Here is a 16,929-nt window from a genome sequence, read left to right on the forward strand (position 1 = left end):
CGGAGCAGGGGCCTCACAGCAGGCTAGGGTGCCAATCGCACATTTGTTCGACCGACACGCTCAGACGCGGGCGCGTCGCTCGGCATCCCGCCACGCCTGCTGAGCCCTCGTCAAGGGCTCTCCCGCCGTCGGCGACCCGTGCCCGGCACCGCGCCACGCGTGGCAGAGGGCGAGCGCGAGCGCGTCGGCGGCGTCGGCGGGTTGGGGTGCGGCATCCAGCCGCAGGATGCGCGCAACCATCGCCTGGACCTGACGTTTGTCGGCACTTCCGTAGCCCGTGATCGCGGCCTTCACCTCGGTGGGCGTGTGGGTCGCAGCCGGCAGCCCCCGCTCCCCCGCAAGCATCAACGCGATGCCGCTGGCCTGCGCGGTGCCCATCACGGTGCTGCGGTTGTGCTGGGCGAAGACGCGCTCGACGGCCACGACGTCGGGGCGATGGAGGTCCAGGACGTCGCGTATCCCGGAGGCGATCGCGGCCAGCCGCCGCTCGACAGCAAGCCCGGCATCCGTTCTGATGACACCCACGTGCACGAGCACGGCGGAACGGTCGGCCGCGACGTCCACCACGCCGACACCGCAGCGGGTGAGGCCGGGATCGATTCCAAGCACGCGAACAGTCGCCACCCGGCCACGCTAGGCGTGCCCGGGCACGTGCGTGCGCAGGCGCGCCCTACTCGTCGTTCTCGAGCTCGGCCTGCACTTCGGGCGAGAGATCGAAGTTGCTGTAGACGTTCTGGACGTCGTCGCTGTCTTCGAGCGCGTCGATCAAGCGGAAGACCTTGCGTGCGGTGTCCGCGTCGACCTCGACCTTCAGCGACGGCACGAACTCGACGTCCGCCGACTCGTAGTCCAGTCCCGCCTCCTGGAGTGCCGACCGGACGGCGACCAGATCGGATGCCTCGGTGATCACTTCGAAGCCCTGCGCGTGCGGCTCCACTTCCTCGGCACCGGCCTCCAGGGCAGCGAGCATGACGTCATCCTCGGTCGTGCCCTCGCCCGAGACGACGATGACGCCCTTGCGGTGGAAGTTGTACGCGACAGAACCCGGATCGGCCAGAGTGCCGTTGTTGCGGGTCAGTGCGGTGCGCACCTCGGCCGCCGCCCGATTCTTGTTGTCCGTCAAGCACTCGATCATGAGCGCGACGCCGTTGGGTCCGTAGCCTTCGTAGAGGATCGTCTGGTACTCGACCGCGTCTCCCGAAATGCCCGCCCCTCGCTTGATCGCGCGGTCGATGTTGTCGTTGGGGACCGAGGTCTTCTTCGCCTTCTGCACGGCGTCGTACAGCGTCGGGTTACCCGCGAGGTCTGCGCCGCCGAGCTTGGCTGCGACTTCGATGTTCTTGATGAGCTTGGCGAACGACTTGGCACGACGCGCGTCGATGACGGCCTTCTTGTGCTTGGTCGTCGCCCACTTGGAGTGGCCGGACATGCGCTCGATTCTATCGGCCCGGGAACCGGGCCCCGTCAGGACGCCGCGCGCACCGCCTCCAGGAACAACTCGTGGAAGCGTGTCTCGCCGGTCACCTCGGGGTGGAAAGACGTGCCGAGCAGCGGCCCCTGCCGCACCGCCACCACGCGACCGTCCGGGAGCGCGGCGATGGCCTCGGCGCGCTCCCCCACCTGCTCCACGAGCGGCGCACGGATGAAGACCGCGTGCACCGGGGGTTCTCCGAAGACGGGCACCTCGAGATCTGTCTCGAAGGAGTCGACCTGGCTGCCGAAGGCATTGCGGCGGACGATGACATCCAGGCCGCCGAAGGTCTGCTGGCCGGTGATTCCGTCACGGATACGGTCGGCGAGCAGGATCAGCCCGGCGCACGTCCCATACATCGGCATGCCGGCTTCGCGCGCCGCGATGATCGGCTCGCGCATCGCGAACGAGCGCGACAGCTTGTCGATGACGCTGGACTCACCACCCGGGAGGACGAGACCGTCGATGGCGGCGAGTTCCTCCGGGCGACGCACGAGCGACACCTCGGCATCCAGGGCCCGCAGGGCGGCGACGTGCTCACGCACGTCGCCCTGCAGGGCCAGGACCCCGACACGCGGCCGTGCGGTGCTCACCAGCCCCGCTCAGCCAGACGATGGGGCGCGGGCAGGTCGGCCACGTTGATGCCGACCATGGCCTCGCCCAGACCGCGTGACACGTCGGCGATCACCTTCGCGTCGTCGTAGAAGGTCGTTGCCTTCACGATCGCCGCGGCACGTTGCGCGGGGTTGCCCGACTTGAAGATGCCGGACCCGACGAAGACACCGTCCGCACCCAGCTGCATCATCATCGCGGCATCCGCCGGCGTCGCGACGCCGCCGGCGACGAACAGGACCACCGGAAGACTGCCGGTCTCGGCGACTTCCGCGACGAGTTCGTACGGAGCCTGAAGCTCCTTGGCCGCGACGTAGAGCTCGTCCTTCGACAGGGCGCCCAGAGCGGCGATCTCGCCCTTGATCTTGCGGATGTGCTTCATCGCCTCCGAGACGTCGCCGGTACCGGCCTCGCCCTTGGATCGGATCATCGCCGCGCCCTCGTTGATCCGACGGAGCGCCTCGCCGAGGTTCGTCGCACCGCAGACGAAGGGAACGGTGAAGCCCCACTTGTCGATGTGGTTCACGTAGTCGGCCGGCGAGAGCACCTCGGACTCGTCGATGTAGTCGACGCCGAGCTCCTGGAGCACCTGCGCCTCGACGAAGTGTCCGATCCGGGCCTTGGCCATCACGGGGATCGACACCGCATCGATGATGCCGTCGATCATGTCCGGGTCGCTCATCCGCGACACACCACCCTGCGCACGGATGTCGGCGGGGACGCGCTCGAGAGCCATGACGGCGACAGCGCCGGCATCCTCCGCGATCTTGGCTTGGTCGGGGGTGACGACATCCATGATGACGCCGCCCTTGAGCATTTCGGCAAGTCCCCGCTTGACGCGGGATGATCCGGTGGTGGAAGCGGACACGGGTACTCCTCGAGATTGACCTATGCCAAAACCTAGCACGTCCCGCGACATAGACTGGCCCCACCGAAAAGGAGCGTCATGAACGTGGGCATCACCGGAGCGACGGCGACCGAGATCGCCGATAGCGTGCGGGCGCTCGTGGACCGCGGTGACCTCGTCGCCGGTGAGCCACTCCCGCCGGTGCGCGTTCTCGCGCAGACACTCGGGGTCAACCGGAACACCGTCATGGCTGCCTATCGCCATCTCACCCAGGCCGGCGTCACCGTCGCGCGCGGCCGCGGCGGCACCCGCATCGCCGACCGGATCCCGGTCGCTCAAGAGGGGTACGCGCCAGACAGCGTCCTGCGCGACGTCGGCACGGGCAATCCGGACCCGAGGCGTATCCCCGACCCATCCGCCGCACTGGCGCGCGTGACGGGTCGCCCCGTCCTCTACGGCGAGCCCGTGGTCGATCGCGACCTCGAAGCGTGGGCGCGAACGTGGATCGCCGAGGATCTCACCGAAGACCTCCCGTTTCGCATCACGATCACCAGCGGCGCCGCCGATGCCGTTGAGCGGCTGCTGGCTCAGGCGTTGACCCGCGAGGACGCCGTCGGTCTGGAGGATCCCTGTTTCCTCGCCAGCATCCACACCGTTCGCCTGGGCGGGTACCGCCCGGTCGCGATCCCCGTGGACGAGGAGGGCATGACGGTCGACGGGCTGCGCGCAGCACTCGCGGAGGGAATCCGGGCGCTCGTGTGCACCCCGCGGGCGCAGAACCCGACCGGGGCGAGTCTGTCCGCGTCCCGCGCGAAGGCCCTGCGGGCGGTGCTGGACGAGCATCCGTACGTCCTGGTCATCGAGGACGATCACTTCGCGATGCTCTCGCGCACTCCGCTGCACACCCTCATCGGGCCCGCACGTCGCCGCTGGGCTCTGGTGCGATCGGTGTCCAAGTTCCTCGGTCCCGACATGTGTCTGGCCGTCACCGCATCCGACCCCCATACCGCCGAGCGCTTGTCCATGCGCCTCACGCCGGGAACGACGTGGGTCAGCCATCTGCTGCAGCGCCTCACCCTCGCGCTGGTCACGGATGCCGAGGCGATGGCCACCATCCGCGACGCGGGCCGCCACTACGCGCGCCGCAACGACGCCTTCAGCCGGAGGCTCACCGAACTCGGCGTGCCCACCGAACCCGGCGACGGACTGAACTTATGGGTGAACGTGGGCGGCCCGGCCCGCGAGGTGGCAGCCCATCTCATGCGGCGCGGATGGCTCGCGCGTCCCGGGGACGAGTTCGTCCTGAGCGATGACGCTGCGGCGTCCCACCTGCGCCTCACCGTGCACGACCTCGACGAAGCGGATGCCGAGCAGCTCGCTCTGGACGTGGCAGCCGCCGTCGGGGCTGCCACGTCGCGCGTCTCCGAGATCTCTGCGATGGGATGATCGAACGGTGAAGATCCTCTCCATCCAGTCGGCCGTCGCCTATGGTCATGTCGGCAACTCCGCGGCAGTTTTCCCCCTTCAGCGCATCGGCGTGGAGGTTCTGCCGGTCTACACGGTGAACTTCTCCAACCACACCGGCTACGGCGCCTGGCGCGGTCCGCTGATCCCGCCCGCCGACGTCGCCGAGGTCATTCGAGGCATCGAGGAGCGCGGAGTCTTCCCCGAAATCGATGTCGTCCTCTCGGGATACCAGGGAAGCGAAGGGATCGGAGAGGTGATCCTCGACGCTGTCGCCAGGGTGAAGGCCGCGAACCCCTCGGCCGTGTACGCGTGCGATCCCGTCATGGGCAACGCGGCATCCGGGTGCTTCGTTGCGCCGGCGATCCCGGTTCTCCTCCGGGAGCGTGTCGTGCCGCACGCCGACATCATCACACCCAACCAGTTCGAACTCGGTTTCCTCACCGGTACCGAGCCGTCCGATCTCGACTCGACGCTCGCGTCGGCCGACAGAGCCCGAGCCATGGGCCCGCGCACCGTGCTCGTCACGAGCGTCGATCGCCCCGATGCGCCCGCCGACACGCTCGAGATGCTCGCGGTCACCGACGACGGGGCGTGGATCGTGCAGACTCCGCGCATCCCGATGAAGGCGAACGGATCGGGAGATGTCACGGCGGCGCTGTTCACCGCGCACCTTCGGGAGAGCGGGGACGCTGCCGCCGCCCTCGCACGCACCGCATCGAGCGTCTTCGACCTGCTCCAGAACACCTTCGAGTCGGGGCAGCGCGAACTGCGTTTGGTGGAGTCCCAGGAGGCGTACGCACACCCGCGCATGCAGTTCGGCGTCGAACGGGTTCGCTAGCGGTTCAGGCCCCTCGGTCTAGACGGGCCAGGCCCGGGATATCGTCTCCCGGACGTCGCCGAGCAGCTGCGGCAGGGCTTTGGTCCGCGCGATGATCGGGAAGAAGTTCGCGTCCGATGCCCACCGGGGGACGATGTGCTGGTGCAGGTGCTCGTCGACGCCCGCGCCGGCCACCGCGCCCTGATTCATGCCGATGTTGAAACCGTCGCACCGAGACACGCTCCGGAGCACTCTCATCGCCGTCTGGGTGAGTTCCGCCATCTCCCGCGTCTCTTCGACGGTCGCGAGGTCGTATGTCGCGACGTGGCGGTACGGGCAGACCAGCATGTGGCCGGAGTTGTAGGGGAACAGGTTGAGCAGCACGTAGCAGCTCTTCCCGCGGCGAACGATCAGGCCATCGGCGTCCGACTTCCGCGGCGCCGCGCAGAACGGACAGTCCGCGCGCATCGCGTCGGCTCCCGCCTGGATATAGGCCATCCGGTGCGGAGTCCACAGGCGCTGGAACCCGTCGGGGACCCCCGCAAGCTCGCCAGGCTGCAGGACCTCGGGCGCGTCGGATGCCTCAGCATCCGTCATGCGAGATCCTCGGCGGTATCGACGAGCACCCTGTTCTCGATCGCGGCAGTGATGCGCGAGATCGCCTCGTCAAGCGGGATGCCGTTGGTCTGCGATCCGTCGCGGAAGCGGAACGACACCGTGCCTGCGGAGCGATCCTGCTCCCCTGCGATGACCTGGAGGGGGACCTTCTGGGTCGTGTGGGTGCGGATCTTCTTCTGCATTCGGTCATCGCTGCGGTCGAGTTCGGCGCGGACCCCGGCAGCGCGGAGCCGATCGACGAACTGGCCGAGGTAGTCGGCATACTCCTCGGCGACCGGGATGCCGACGACCTGCACCGGTGAGAGCCAGACCGGGAATGCCCCGGCATAGTGCTCGAGCAGGATCGCGAAGAAGCGCTCGATCGACCCGAACAGCGCACGGTGGATCATGATCGGGCGGTGCTTCTCGCCGTCGGGTCCCGTGTACTCCAGGCCGAAACGCTCCGGGAGGTTCGGATCGACCTGGACGGTGGACAGCTGCCACGTACGCCCGATCGCATCCTTTGTCTTGAGATCGATCTTCGGCCCGTAGAACGCCGCCTCACCAGGAACCTCGGTGAGCTTGAGTCCCGAGGCCAGGGCGACGTTGCGCAGGGCGTTGGTCGAGTACTCCCAGAACTCGTCGGTGCCGATCCACTTGGACTTCTCGTCGTCGCGCATCGAGAGCTCGAGTTCGAAGTCGTCCAATCCGAAGTCGCGCAGCATGGAGATCACGAACTCCAGAACGCGAGTCGCCTCACCCTCCAACTGGTCGGGGGTGACGAACAGATGCGAATCGTCCTGGGTGAAGCCGCGGACACGGGTCAGGCCGTGGAGAGCGCCCGAGAGCTCATTGCGGTACACGGTGCCGTTCTCGGCAAGACGCATCGGCAGGTCGCGGTAGCTGCGCGCACGCTCCTTGTAGATGAGGATGTGCATGGGGCAGTTCATCGGCTTCAGGTAGTAGTCCTGCCCCTGCTTCGTGACGTGTCCGTCAGCATCGACCTCCTCGTCCATCCGGATCGGAGGGAACATCCCCTCGCGGTAGGTCACGAGGTGATTTGACGTGAGGAACAAGTCCTCCTTCGAGATGTGCGGTGTGTAGACGTAGGTGTATCCGCCTTCCACGTGACGGCGCCGCGCGTGCTGCTCCATTTCGCCGCGGACGATCCCGCCCTTCGGATGCCAGACCGAAAGACCAGAGCCGATCTCATCGGGGAAGGAGAAGAGGTCGAGTTCCTTGCCCAGCTTGCGGTGATCTCGCTTCGCGGCCTCTTCGAGCCGGTGCTGGTAGGCCCGCAGCTCGTCTTTGGTCGGCCAGGCGGTGCCGTAGATGCGCTGCAGCTGCGGGTTCTTCTCGCTGCCCCGCCAGTACGCGCCGGCGATCCGGGTCAGATCCCAGCCATTGCCGACCATGCGGGTGCTGGGCAGGTGCGGTCCGCGGCAGAGGTCCTTCCACACGGTCTCGCCGTCGCGGGTCACGTTGTCGTAGATGGTCAGCTCGGCACCGCCGACTTCGACGGATGCTCCCTCTGTCGCATCCGCTCCCCCGCCCTTGAGACCGATGAGCTCGAGCTTGAACGGCTCGTCGGCGAGTTCGAGACGAGCCTGCTCATCACTCACGATTCGGCGGATGAACCGCTGTCCCTCCCGGACGATGCGCTCCATCTCCTTCTTGATCGCTTTGAGGTCTTCGGGGGTGAAAGGCTCGTCGACGCCGAAGTCGTAGTAGAAGCCGTCGGTGATCGGCGGGCCGATGCCGAGGTTCGCCTGGGGCCGGATCCGCTGCACGGCCTGCGCAAGCACGTGGGCCGTGGAATGCCGCAGGATGTCGAGCCCGTCCGCGCTGTCGATCGTCACGGGTTCGACCTCGTCGTCTGCCGTGACGGTCGTTGCGAGGTCTTTCAGCGCGCCGTTGACCCTCAGCGCGACGACGGAGCGGTCGGGAAAGAGAGCGAAACCGTCGGCGGGATAGACGACGTCGGATGGAACGAGCGGTTGTGTCACAGCGAACTCCTGGGCGATTGCACACTCCAGGCTATCGAGCCTGGAGCGCGGCATCCGACCAGGAGGTCACATGATCTGCCCGATATAGGAGTACTTGACGAACACCTCGGGTGCGAGCCCGGCTTCGTCGAGCACCCCCTGGACGGCAGCCATCATGTAGCGCGAATCCCATCCCATGTAGAGGTGATGATCGGCGTCGAGACTGTCCCACTCGCCGTTCCACGCGCGGCTGTCATAGACCGGTCCGCCACGCCGTGCACAGTACGCGACCACCGCCTCGCGTCTGTCCGCCCAGAGCCGCTTGAAGATGCGATTGAACAGGTACTTGATGTCGGGGACTTCCCAGTGCTCGCCGACGTACTCCACGTACGAGAACTCCCGTTCCCAGCCACGCGGCCATCCCCGCCGCGCGATCGCGTCAAGGATGGGGGTCAGCCCGTCGTCGTCGATGACGAGGGGACCGCGCCGACGCCAGATGGTGAGGACCCGAGCCGCGAGTTCGGCCGAACGCGCGCTGATGGCCGCCGTTCCCCAGGCTTCCGCTCGGGCAAGCGGCGCGGTCAGCGCGATCGCGCTGCGCGCGTAGACGGCCCGTTTGTCGGGGAACGACGCGTCGAAAACCTGTGCAGCAAGCGGTTCCTCGAGAAGAGTGAGGTTTCCGAGTGTTGCCGCGAGAGCCCGGTGGCTGTTCTGCTCGTCCTCGGTGTAGTCCTTCCACACCCGTCCGTCACCGCCCGTCCACGCGTCGGAGGGCGCGGCCGGGAACACGTGATCGACGATGAGATCGTCGCGTGTGACGTCCGCCTGCGCGAGGCGCGAGAGGACGTACTCCGGATGCGGGAGTCGGCTGTGTTTGAGCGCGACCCTGACCCGATCGTCCGACGGTGTGAGCCGCGACATCGCCGACACCAAAGACGCGATACCGCCATCCAGCGCACGCACCAGACGGGCGACGAGCCGGTCGCTTGCGATTGCGACGACCTCTCGACGCAACAGGAGTGACTGCAGATCCTCGAGCAATTCGAGGAGGACGGCACGATCGAGCTCACCCTTCCGGTGGCGGGCGCAGAGCGCCATCACGAGCGGGTACATGCCGCGACCGAAGGTGTTCAGCTGATGAAGCTGCGTCCGGATCTCGGCATCCGATTCCCGCGAGGGGTCGAGCAGCGTGGCATAGAGGTCGGCGAACGACCGCCACCGTGCCGCCTCACCGCGCAGCGCCGCGGGCTCGAGGCGCGGAACGCGCGCCCGGAACACGTCGTAGACGCCGCGCCCGCCGGAGGTCGTGACCACCTCTCGACCGCCGACCATGACCAGGTAGTGCGCCCAGAACGAGGCGATGTGCTCGCCTGTGCTGGACTCGATGGCCGCCCAGTATTCGTCCTCGATGACCAGCTGTTCGGCATGGGAGAGCCCCATGAGCACGTAGTTGTGGATGAGCTCGTGATCGCGCAGCGGCTCCCCGGTGGAGTTGAGGCTCTCGAAGATCTGTTGCGCGTTGGCTCCGCTGCCGAGCGAAATCGCGACGTGCTCGAGCCGCTGGAGTCCGCGCCAGATGCGTGCGACATCGCGCGGGGGAACCTGGCTGCGGAAGAACGCGTAATTGTCGGCGAACCGCGACGGGGCCGGCGCGGCATTCGGTCCACCGACGATCACGTCGCGGAACGACCTGGCCCACTCCCGGTGCGGACGCAGCTTCGTCTGTCCCGTCGAGCTGTGGATCAACACGCGTTCAAGCTCTGCGGCAACCGCCGGGTCCTCGTCACGGATGGTGTGGAACAGCGCCGCGACCAGGAGCATGAGGGTCGTGATGCGTTGCTGCCCGTCGATGAGCACCCATTCTTCGGCACCGTCGTCCGACTCGGCGTCTTCCGGACCGCCCGCCGCGCTGAGGATGGATCCGATGAAGTGCATGTGCGCGTCGTCGCGGTCGGCGACCGCCCGGATGTCGCTCAGCAGCTGCTCGCAGCCACCGATGTCCCAACGGTACTGGCGCTGATACACCGGGACGACGATCGTGGCCCGCGCCGACGCCAACCACGCAACCGTGTTGACAGCGTGCGCGCGGATGTTGGTGGCAGTGATCATCGAGTGTCCCCTCGGTGTCGTGGACGGCCCCGTCGAGTCTAATAATCACGGCGCGCACGCCCAGGTTCGGCACAAGCCCCGGGAGTAGGGTTGCCTAAGTTGGGCCTGTAAAAACGCGCTGGCCCACCGATCGAAAGGCACGAACCCTATGGGTTACATCAAGAGCGCCGCTCTCGACGAGACCGGCTTCGTCGTTCTCGACAGCTACAACGAGCCAATGGATCCGAAGGAGTGGCTCGACATCGAATACGTTGACTGGAAGTCGTCCGGTGACACCCGTTTCGCTCCACTCGCGTCGGCTAAGGGCGACATCGAGTGCAACGGGTTCTGGAACCACCAGCCGCCACGTACCGACAAGGACGGCGTGTGGATCGACTCCCAGACCGCCATCGCCCCGACACTCACTGCTCGCGCGAAGGAGCCGGGCGCCAATGTCGGCCGCTGCCGCGTGATCGAGCTTCAGCCCAACTCCTACGCTGATTGCCTCTACAACCTGCACCAGGACGACAACAACCGCCTCAACCCCGACGGGACGGGGTGGGTTGTGCGCGGGTTCTTCAACCTCACTGACGACAAGGACAGCTACTTCGTCCTCCGTGAGAACCGCACCGACCCGAGCATCGAGTACCGCATCGCGCTGCCTGCCGGCGCTCAGCTGATCGTCGACACGCAGCGGCTGTGGCACGCGGTGCACCATCAGGGCGACAAGCCGCGCTACTGCCTGATCACCTCGTGGACCTCGGGCCCCGAACTCGATGCGTACATCGAGAAGTACAACGGCAAGCCCACGACCGAGTACTACCCGGTCTCGGAGGACATTCGTGAGGCCGGTCAGGCCGAGCAGGCGCGTCGCGATGCCGCCCGTGCGGCCTATTACGCCGCCAAGGGGCAGAAGGAGAAGCTCGCGATGAGCGAGGCCTGAGCCTCAGGCATCCGTTTCGCTGGCCCCTCGCCCATCCGGGTGGGGGGCCATTCTCGTCAGCGCGGGTCTTCGGTCGCGCCGGCCCGCCGGAGCTCGGCGAGGTATTCCTGGTCGGCATCGGCGAGGAAGTGCTCGCCGGTGGTCTCGTCGCGCCGCGGCACCCCACCGGCGCCGACGACCGCGTCGAAAGCCTCCGTGCTCAGAGCCGACGTCGGATTGTCGAGCAGCCACTGCTTCGTGGCATGCAGGCAACGGTGGAACCAGTGGTCGGACGCGTTCTCGCTCATACGCCTCAGTATCTCGGGCAGGCGTAGCCCAGAGCCAGTGCGCGAGGAACTGTTCCGACGACGGATACCGAGAGTTCTCGGGGTAACGCCTGCCCCCAGAAGCCGAAAAACCCCCGGGAGGTCCGGGGGTTCGGGTGGTGCGCGATACTGGGATCGAACCAGTGACCTCTTCCGTGTCAGGGAAGCGCGCTACCGCTGCGCCAATCGCGCCTGTGAAGGCTATTCAGTTGTTCGGCGAGGTGGCGACGGGATTCGAACCCGTGTAAACGGCTTTGCAGGCCGGTGCCTAGCCGCTCGGCCACGCCACCGTGTGTGGTTCGACCCACGTGTCGTGACTCCCGAAGGAGACCCCGCACTCGAGCGGATGACGAGACTCGAACTCGCGACCCTCACCTTGGCAAGGTGATGCGCTACCAACTGCGCTACATCCGCATTGCGCCACCGTGTGGCGCTTGATCGACTTTAGTGGACAAACGGCGCTGCGCAAAACCGGCACGGGTCCGCGCGTGTCGGGCGCTCGAAGGTCGTGGGCGACTCCAGCGATCCGGTAAGATCGAGTCTCGGCCCGCACGGGCCATGGGCGATTGGCGCAGTTGGTAGCGCGCTTCCTTCACACGGAAGAGGTCATCAGTTCGAGTCTGGTATCGCCCACCACTCTTCCCGTCACCGGTGCCTTTCGGCGTCCCAGCCGTAACGACGACGCAGGGCGTTGGCGACAATCACGAAGCGGTCGAGTTCGAGCGCAGCAGCCTCACGACGCATCCCTCGATGGTGCACGCTGTAGAGCTGCTCGATATCCACCCAGGATGCTCTCCCCTTCGCATCCCACGAACCCGACCCGATCGCGATGTAGTCGCGGTCCCCGTCGTGCGGTCGGCTCGTCAATCGCACGGCATAGACGTGGTCGGAGTCTTGGCGGCCGATCACAAGCACCGGCCGGTCCTTGCCTCTTCCGTCGCCCTCTGCGTAAGGCACCCAGGTCCACACGATCTCGCCGGCGTCAGCGCCCCCATCAGCTTCGGGTGCATAGCCGATCTTCAGGCCGTTTGCGGCAGGTGGAGAAACGATCCGTGTTCGGACGGCCAGCGGTGGCGCATCTGGTACGGCATCCGTGCGAACCTTCCTGCGCGTCGGCGGCGTGAGCGCACGCGCAACCTTACGGACAAACGAGGACAGCCGATTCACGAAGTCACCCTAGCCGCCGAGGACGCGAGAAGACGCCTCAGGGGCGCCGCGAACCAGTCGCGACGCCCCTGAGGGTAAGGAGATGATCTCCCCGGAGGGATCAGTTCTGCTCGGCGAGCGAGTAGCCCTCTTCGCCGTGCACGGTGGTGTCGACACCGGCGAGCTCGTCCTCGTTCTTGATGCGGAAGCCGATCGTCTTCTCGATCGCGAAGCCCAGGATCCAGGCGACGACGAAGGAGTAGATCAGCACACCGAACGCTGCGATCGCCTGGACCGCGAGCTGCTCGAAGCCGCCCCCGAGGAACAGGCCCGTCTCGGTCGCGAAGAAGCCGAGGTACAGCGTTCCGATGACGCCACCGACCAGGTGGATGCCGACCACGTCGAGCGAGTCGTCGTAGCCGAGCTTCCACTTGAGCTCGATCGCGAAGGCGCAGATGACACCGGTCACGAGACCGAGCAGCAGAGCCCAGCCGGGGCTGAGGAATGCACAGGCCGGGGTGATCGCGACCAGACCCGCAACCGCACCCGAGGCAGCGCCGACAGACGTGGCCTTGCCGTCCTTGAACTTCTCGACGATGAGCCAACCGATGATGGCCGCAGCGGTCGCGCCGAGCGTGTTGATGACGATGATGCCGGCGAGCGAGTCGGGACCCATCGAGCCGTACACGCCGTCTCCGTAGTACCAGTTCGCCTCAGCACCCGCGTTGAAGCCGAACCAGCCGAACCACAGGATCGACGCACCGAGCATGACCAGCGGCACGTTGTGAGGCTTCTGGATGCCCTTCTGGAAACCGATGCGCTTGCCGAGCACAAGGGCCAGCGCAAGAGCCGCAGCACCCGCGTTGATGTGAACGGCAGTACCACCCGCGTAGTCCATCACGAAGATCCCGGACTCCTCGCCGAACAGCGCGGTGCCGAGGTTCATGATCCAGCCGCCGCCCCAGACCCATGCGGCGACCGGGAAGTAGACGACCGTGGCCCATACACCGGCGAAGATCATCCACGATCCGAACCGGGCGCGGTCAGCGATGGCGCCCGAGATGAGCGCCACCGTGATGATCGCGAAGGTGGACCCGAACAGCGCCAGCACGAAGTCCGAGCTGGAAAGCTCAGGCGACGAGAGCGCGAAGTTCGAGAAGGGGTTTCCTGCAAAAGCCCAGGGGTCGCTCACCGCGGCCATGTTGAATCCGTACAGGATCCAGAGCACCGCGATCAGAGCCATCGCGCCGAAGCTCATCATCATCATGCTGATGACGCTCTTCGCCTTGACGAGACCACCGTAGAAGAAGGCGACGCCGGGCGTCATGAACAGGACTAGCGCCGATGAGGTAATACCCCAGGCGAGAGTTCCAGCATCCATTGAGAGTCCTCAATTCGTGTCGTGTGTCGAAAGTTGCACCGACGCGGGTAGTCGGGCACTTGCGGAGCCAGTCTCGCGGTGACCGGTTTCGCCCAGAGGGTGCCCCGTGTTTCGCGTCTGTTACGCACACCGGCGGCAGGTAAACATCAGGTTTCGGGAGACCGTCAGGTCGCCACGAAAGTCACGCGATCGTCGAGGCAACGAGGCGTGAGATCGCTCTGAGGTACTTCTTGCGATACCCCCCGGCGAGCATCTCCTCCGGGAAGACACGATCGAGGCTGATCCCGGTCGCCCGGATCGGGATCTGTGCATCGTAGATGCGGTCGACCAGCGCGACGAAGCGCAGCGCAGCGGACTGATCGGTGAGCACGGATACTTCACGCAGCCCCACGAGCGCGAGGCCGTCAATGAGCCGGATGTACCGGGAAGGGTGCACTCGCGCAAGGTGCGCGATGACGTCCGCGAATGTGTCGTCGCTGACAAGTGCGTCGACGGATGCTGACTCAATGGCCTGCGCGTAGTGCGACGCGTCCAGCGTCACCGCATGGCCATCGACATCGCGGTGGCGGTAATCGGTGCCGTCAATGCGGATGGTCTGGAAGCTCTCTGCCATCGCGTGAATCTCGCGCAGGAAGTCTTGCGCCGCGAACCTTCCCTCTCCGAGGGCATTGGGCGGTGTGTTCGAGGTAGCGGCCAGACGGGTTCCGGTTGCCACCAGCTCGCCGAGCAGCCTGGTCATCACCATCGTGTCGCCGGGGTCATCGAGTTCGAACTCGTCGATGCAGAGCAGATCTGCGCCGGTGAACAGGCGCACGACATTCTGGTAGCCCAACGCCCCGACAAGCGCCGTGTACTCGATGAAGGACCCGAAGTACTTCCGTCGTGCGGGCATCGCGTGATAGATCGCCGCCAGCAGGTGCGTCTTTCCGACGCCGAACCCTCCGTCGAGATAGACACCGGGCTTGAGGTCCGGTTGCTTCGCGCGCCGGCGGAACAAGCCGCCTCGGGACGGCTCCGCACCCACTCCCGCGAATGTCATCAGCAGTTCTTTCGCCGCCTGCTGAGACGGATACTCCGGGTCGGCGCGATAGGACTCGAAGGAGGCGTTCGCGAACTGCGGCGGAGGAGTGAGCGCCGCGACCATCTGGTCGCCGGAAAGGTCGGGAGTGCGCGTCGCGAGGCGCACGACGCCGGTGGGTCCGGATGCAGGCATGGGTGATTTCCGCGAGAGGCGGCGGATGCGGCAGCGCCGCGTGCCGCCTAGAGTCAGGGGGGGAGGACGCTCCTACTTTACGCGGGAGATCGACCCGACGGTCGCCATCCGGAGGGAGGCGACCCGTGCTGAGACAGGAGAGGAGACGACCGTGCTCGTGACCGAGCTCGCTCCCCGAACACTCGCGGCGATCGACATCGACGCCGACCGGGACGCCGCGCGCGCGTGGATCGACCAGCGGTACGCATCCGTCTCGGAAAGCAGCGTCCGTCTGAACATGATCGCGTCGATCACCGGGGCTGCCGTCGGCGGTGACGGGACCAGCGAGACCCTCACCGGCGGCGCCGATCGCCTCATCCTGGGAGCCATCCGGGCGGCGGCAGACGCGGTTGTGGTCGGCGCCCAGACCGTCCGCGCGGAAGGCTACCTCCTCCCCCGTTCTGCCGTACTGGCGGTCGTGACACGTTCGGGATCGCTCGAGGGACTGCGTGTACCCGACGGCGTACGAGACCGCCTGCTGGTGCTGTGTCCCGCGTCGCGCACGCACGACGTGCAGACCGCGGTGGCGCACCTGCCCGCCGACGTGATCGGGCTGCGTGACGAGGACCTCGCGCCTCAGGCGGTCGTCGATGTGCTGCGCGAGCGTGGGCTGCGCCGACTCGTGTGCGAAGGAGGGCCCTCGCTGGCGGGGCAGTTCGCACGTGCGGGCGTGATCGACGAATACTGCGTCACGATCGCTCCGGCTCTCACACCGGCCGATCATCCGTTCATCGCCCTGGTCGAGTCCGCCGGCACGGAGATCGCCGGTCACCTCGTTGACGAGGCGGGCTTCACCTATCTTCGGTTGCGGTCTCGGTGACGAAGCCACGCTCGGTCAGCCACCGGGTGATCCGACTGGTCCAGCGTTCCTGGTCGTAATTCCAGAGCTTCGTGTGACGGGCCACACTGAACACGTCGAGTTCGACGATGTCGGGGCGCGCGACCACGAGGTCGTGTGAGGCGTCTGAGGGGACGAATCCGTCGTCGTCGCTGTGGAGGATCAGGATCGGATGATGCAGCTCTGCCGACCGAGCCAGCACATCGAGGCGACGGAAAGGGATGGCCGCTCCCGCTCCGGTGAGCGCTGTCGCCCAATCGGCGCCGAGGATTGTGATCGCCAAGCGGGTCACGGGTGCGGGCAGCTTCACGAGCCGGGCCTGATAGTCGAGCACGATGCGCCAGTCGACGACGGGCGAGTCGAGGATAAGCCCGACGATGAGATCGCGGTGGGCGGAGTTCAGCGCCAACTGCAACGAGATCGCTCCCCCCATCGACCAGCCCATCACGATGACGCGCTTCGCACCCCGGCGCCGCGCGAACCCGAGCGCTGCGTCCACGTCGCGCCACTCGGTGGCTCCCAGCATGTACCGGCCGGACCTGCTGCGCGGCGCCTCGCCGTCATTGCGGTACGAGACCACGAGCGAGGTGATGCCGAGCGCGTGAAACACCGGAACAGCACGAAGACACTCGGCGCGTGCTGCGCCGCGCCCGTGAACCTGGATCACCCACACGTCGCCGTCGCCGGCGGGGAACAGCCACGCGGGGCACGGGCCGAGGGCAGAACCGACCAACTCGGGCGTGAAGGGAAGATGAAGCTCCTCGGGTCGCTGGTAGTACCAGCCGCTGAACGCGGCGTCACGCACGATCCGGGACTGTGGGCCGACATGAGTGAGGAGTTTGCGCTTGACCGCTACCGACGTCTCCGAGAGCACCGACCCGAGCTTGAGGTACCCCTCTGTGCCCGCCGTGAACAGGCCGTAACGGCCGGCGAGTTCAGTGTCCGGCGTTCGAGTGAGGGTGATCGTCTGCGATGACGTGTCCAGCTCGAGGATGCGGCAATCCGGGACGCGGGCAGCCGGAGTGACGACACGCCTGGCCATCCGCACCGCGATCGCACCCCACAGCGCGAGGACGGCGCCGAGGGATGCCGAGATCACCGCAAGAGCCGTTCTGACGATGACGGCGTACGGTGTGGTGGCGGCGCGCCTGGACTCGACCATGGAGTCCTCACTCTAGTC

Annotated in this window: 16 protein-coding genes and 4 tRNA genes; 5 read left to right on the plus strand and 15 right to left on the minus strand. The window is 66.6% G+C overall.

Annotated elements, in window-relative coordinates:
- Positions 1 to 60 precede the first annotated feature (60 nt).
- Genes ruvC through pdxS form a run of 4 tightly spaced genes read right to left on the minus strand, consistent with a single transcriptional unit; the run spans position 61 to position 3,002 of the window.
- Positions 61 to 624 carry a crossover junction endodeoxyribonuclease RuvC gene (gene ruvC / locus ACSGC5_RS03550; protein WP_434969235.1) on the minus strand — a complete coding sequence of 188 codons (564 nt, stop codon included), beginning with the start codon at positions 622 to 624 and terminating at the stop codon, positions 61 to 63.
- Between the two features lie 46 nt (positions 625 to 670).
- A complete protein-coding gene (locus ACSGC5_RS03555; protein WP_434969236.1) occupies positions 671 to 1,429 on the minus strand; it encodes a YebC/PmpR family DNA-binding transcriptional regulator in 759 nt (252 codons plus the stop codon).
- Positions 1,430 to 1,464: 35 nt separating this feature from the next.
- The gene (gene pdxT / locus ACSGC5_RS03560; protein ID WP_434969411.1) at positions 1,465 to 2,067 is read right to left on the minus strand and encodes a pyridoxal 5'-phosphate synthase glutaminase subunit PdxT; all 603 of its coding nucleotides are present in this window, start codon (positions 2,065 to 2,067) and stop codon (positions 1,465 to 1,467) included.
- Positions 2,061 to 3,002, minus strand: coding sequence for a pyridoxal 5'-phosphate synthase lyase subunit PdxS (gene pdxS / locus ACSGC5_RS03565; RefSeq protein ID WP_434969237.1), 942 nt, complete (start codon positions 3,000 to 3,002; stop codon positions 2,061 to 2,063). Before pdxS ends, pdxT begins: the two co-directional genes overlap by 7 nt.
- A gap of 27 nt (positions 3,003 to 3,029) precedes the next feature.
- Between pdxS and ACSGC5_RS03570 the strand changes: the two genes are divergently transcribed.
- Both ACSGC5_RS03570 and pdxY read left to right on the plus strand, forming a co-directional pair.
- Positions 3,030 to 4,376, plus strand: a complete 1,347-nt coding sequence (locus ACSGC5_RS03570) for an aminotransferase class I/II-fold pyridoxal phosphate-dependent enzyme (RefSeq protein ID WP_434969238.1) — start codon at positions 3,030 to 3,032, stop codon at positions 4,374 to 4,376.
- Between the two features lie 7 nt (positions 4,377 to 4,383).
- A complete protein-coding gene (pdxY, locus tag ACSGC5_RS03575) occupies positions 4,384 to 5,235 on the plus strand; it encodes a pyridoxal kinase PdxY (RefSeq protein WP_434969239.1) in 852 nt (283 codons plus the stop codon).
- An 18-nt stretch (positions 5,236 to 5,253) separates the two neighbouring features.
- Here the strand turns inward: pdxY and ACSGC5_RS03580 are convergent, their stop codons facing one another.
- From ACSGC5_RS03580 to ACSGC5_RS03590, 3 genes are read right to left on the minus strand one after another with little or no spacing between them, the layout of a single operon-like run.
- Positions 5,254 to 5,811, minus strand: coding sequence for an HIT family protein (locus ACSGC5_RS03580; RefSeq protein ID WP_434969240.1), 558 nt, complete (start codon positions 5,809 to 5,811; stop codon positions 5,254 to 5,256).
- On the minus strand, positions 5,808 to 7,871 hold the full coding sequence (gene thrS, locus ACSGC5_RS03585; protein ID WP_434969241.1) for a threonine--tRNA ligase: 2,064 nt from the start codon (positions 7,869 to 7,871) through the stop codon (positions 5,808 to 5,810). The genes ACSGC5_RS03580 and thrS overlap by 4 nt, the downstream gene beginning before the upstream one ends.
- A 12-nt stretch (positions 7,872 to 7,883) precedes the next feature.
- Positions 7,884 to 9,905 (minus strand): DUF262 domain-containing protein, encoded by a 2,022-nt coding sequence (locus ACSGC5_RS03590; RefSeq protein ID WP_434969242.1) that lies wholly within the window; start codon positions 9,903 to 9,905, stop codon positions 7,884 to 7,886.
- A gap of 148 nt (positions 9,906 to 10,053) precedes the next feature.
- Between ACSGC5_RS03590 and ACSGC5_RS03595 the strand changes: the two genes are divergently transcribed.
- The gene (locus ACSGC5_RS03595) at positions 10,054 to 10,827 is read left to right on the plus strand and encodes a hypothetical protein (protein ID WP_434969243.1); all 774 of its coding nucleotides are present in this window, start codon (positions 10,054 to 10,056) and stop codon (positions 10,825 to 10,827) included.
- A 56-nt stretch (positions 10,828 to 10,883) separates the two neighbouring features.
- On the opposite strand, the gene ACSGC5_RS03600 is transcribed toward ACSGC5_RS03595, so the two are convergent.
- The 4 genes from ACSGC5_RS03600 to ACSGC5_RS03615 all read right to left on the minus strand — a co-directional run bounded on the left by ACSGC5_RS03600 (position 10,884) and on the right by ACSGC5_RS03615 (position 11,546).
- On the minus strand, positions 10,884 to 11,114 hold the full coding sequence (locus tag ACSGC5_RS03600) for a hypothetical protein (RefSeq protein ID WP_434969244.1): 231 nt from the start codon (positions 11,112 to 11,114) through the stop codon (positions 10,884 to 10,886).
- A 135-nt stretch (positions 11,115 to 11,249) separates the two neighbouring features.
- Positions 11,250 to 11,324: transfer RNA gene (locus tag ACSGC5_RS03605), tRNA-Val, on the minus strand.
- Between the two features lie 27 nt (positions 11,325 to 11,351).
- A tRNA-Cys gene (locus tag ACSGC5_RS03610) sits at positions 11,352 to 11,422 on the minus strand.
- A 51-nt stretch (positions 11,423 to 11,473) separates the two neighbouring features.
- Positions 11,474 to 11,546, minus strand: a tRNA-Gly gene (locus ACSGC5_RS03615).
- 146 nt (positions 11,547 to 11,692) lie between these two features.
- On the opposite strand from ACSGC5_RS03615, the gene ACSGC5_RS03620 reads away from it, so the two are divergent.
- Positions 11,693 to 11,768: transfer RNA gene (locus ACSGC5_RS03620), tRNA-Val, on the plus strand.
- A gap of 9 nt (positions 11,769 to 11,777) precedes the next feature.
- Here the strand turns inward: ACSGC5_RS03620 and ACSGC5_RS03625 are convergent.
- From ACSGC5_RS03625 to zapE, 3 genes are all read right to left on the minus strand, one after another.
- Positions 11,778 to 12,299 carry a type II toxin-antitoxin system PemK/MazF family toxin gene (locus ACSGC5_RS03625; RefSeq protein WP_434969245.1) on the minus strand — a complete coding sequence of 174 codons (522 nt, stop codon included), beginning with the start codon at positions 12,297 to 12,299 and terminating at the stop codon, positions 11,778 to 11,780.
- A 100-nt stretch (positions 12,300 to 12,399) separates the two neighbouring features.
- Positions 12,400 to 13,659 carry an ammonium transporter gene (locus ACSGC5_RS03630; RefSeq protein ID WP_434969246.1) on the minus strand — a complete coding sequence of 420 codons (1,260 nt, stop codon included), beginning with the start codon at positions 13,657 to 13,659 and terminating at the stop codon, positions 12,400 to 12,402.
- A 181-nt stretch (positions 13,660 to 13,840) separates the two neighbouring features.
- Positions 13,841 to 14,872, minus strand: a complete 1,032-nt coding sequence (gene zapE / locus ACSGC5_RS03635) for a cell division protein ZapE (RefSeq protein ID WP_434969247.1) — start codon at positions 14,870 to 14,872, stop codon at positions 13,841 to 13,843.
- A gap of 151 nt (positions 14,873 to 15,023) precedes the next feature.
- On the opposite strand from zapE, the gene ACSGC5_RS03640 reads away from it, so the two are divergent.
- Positions 15,024 to 15,731 carry a dihydrofolate reductase family protein gene (locus ACSGC5_RS03640; RefSeq protein WP_434969248.1) on the plus strand — a complete coding sequence of 236 codons (708 nt, stop codon included), beginning with the start codon at positions 15,024 to 15,026 and terminating at the stop codon, positions 15,729 to 15,731.
- Here ACSGC5_RS03640 and ACSGC5_RS03645 read toward each other — a convergent pair.
- On the minus strand, positions 15,703 to 16,911 hold the full coding sequence (locus ACSGC5_RS03645; protein WP_434969249.1) for an alpha/beta hydrolase family protein: 1,209 nt from the start codon (positions 16,909 to 16,911) through the stop codon (positions 15,703 to 15,705). The genes ACSGC5_RS03640 and ACSGC5_RS03645 overlap by 29 nt on opposite strands.
- Between the last annotated feature and the right edge of the window lie 18 nt (positions 16,912 to 16,929).

The organism is Microbacterium sp. bgisy207 (assembly GCF_965345035.1).
Classification (GTDB): domain Bacteria; phylum Actinomycetota; class Actinomycetes; order Actinomycetales; family Microbacteriaceae; genus Microbacterium.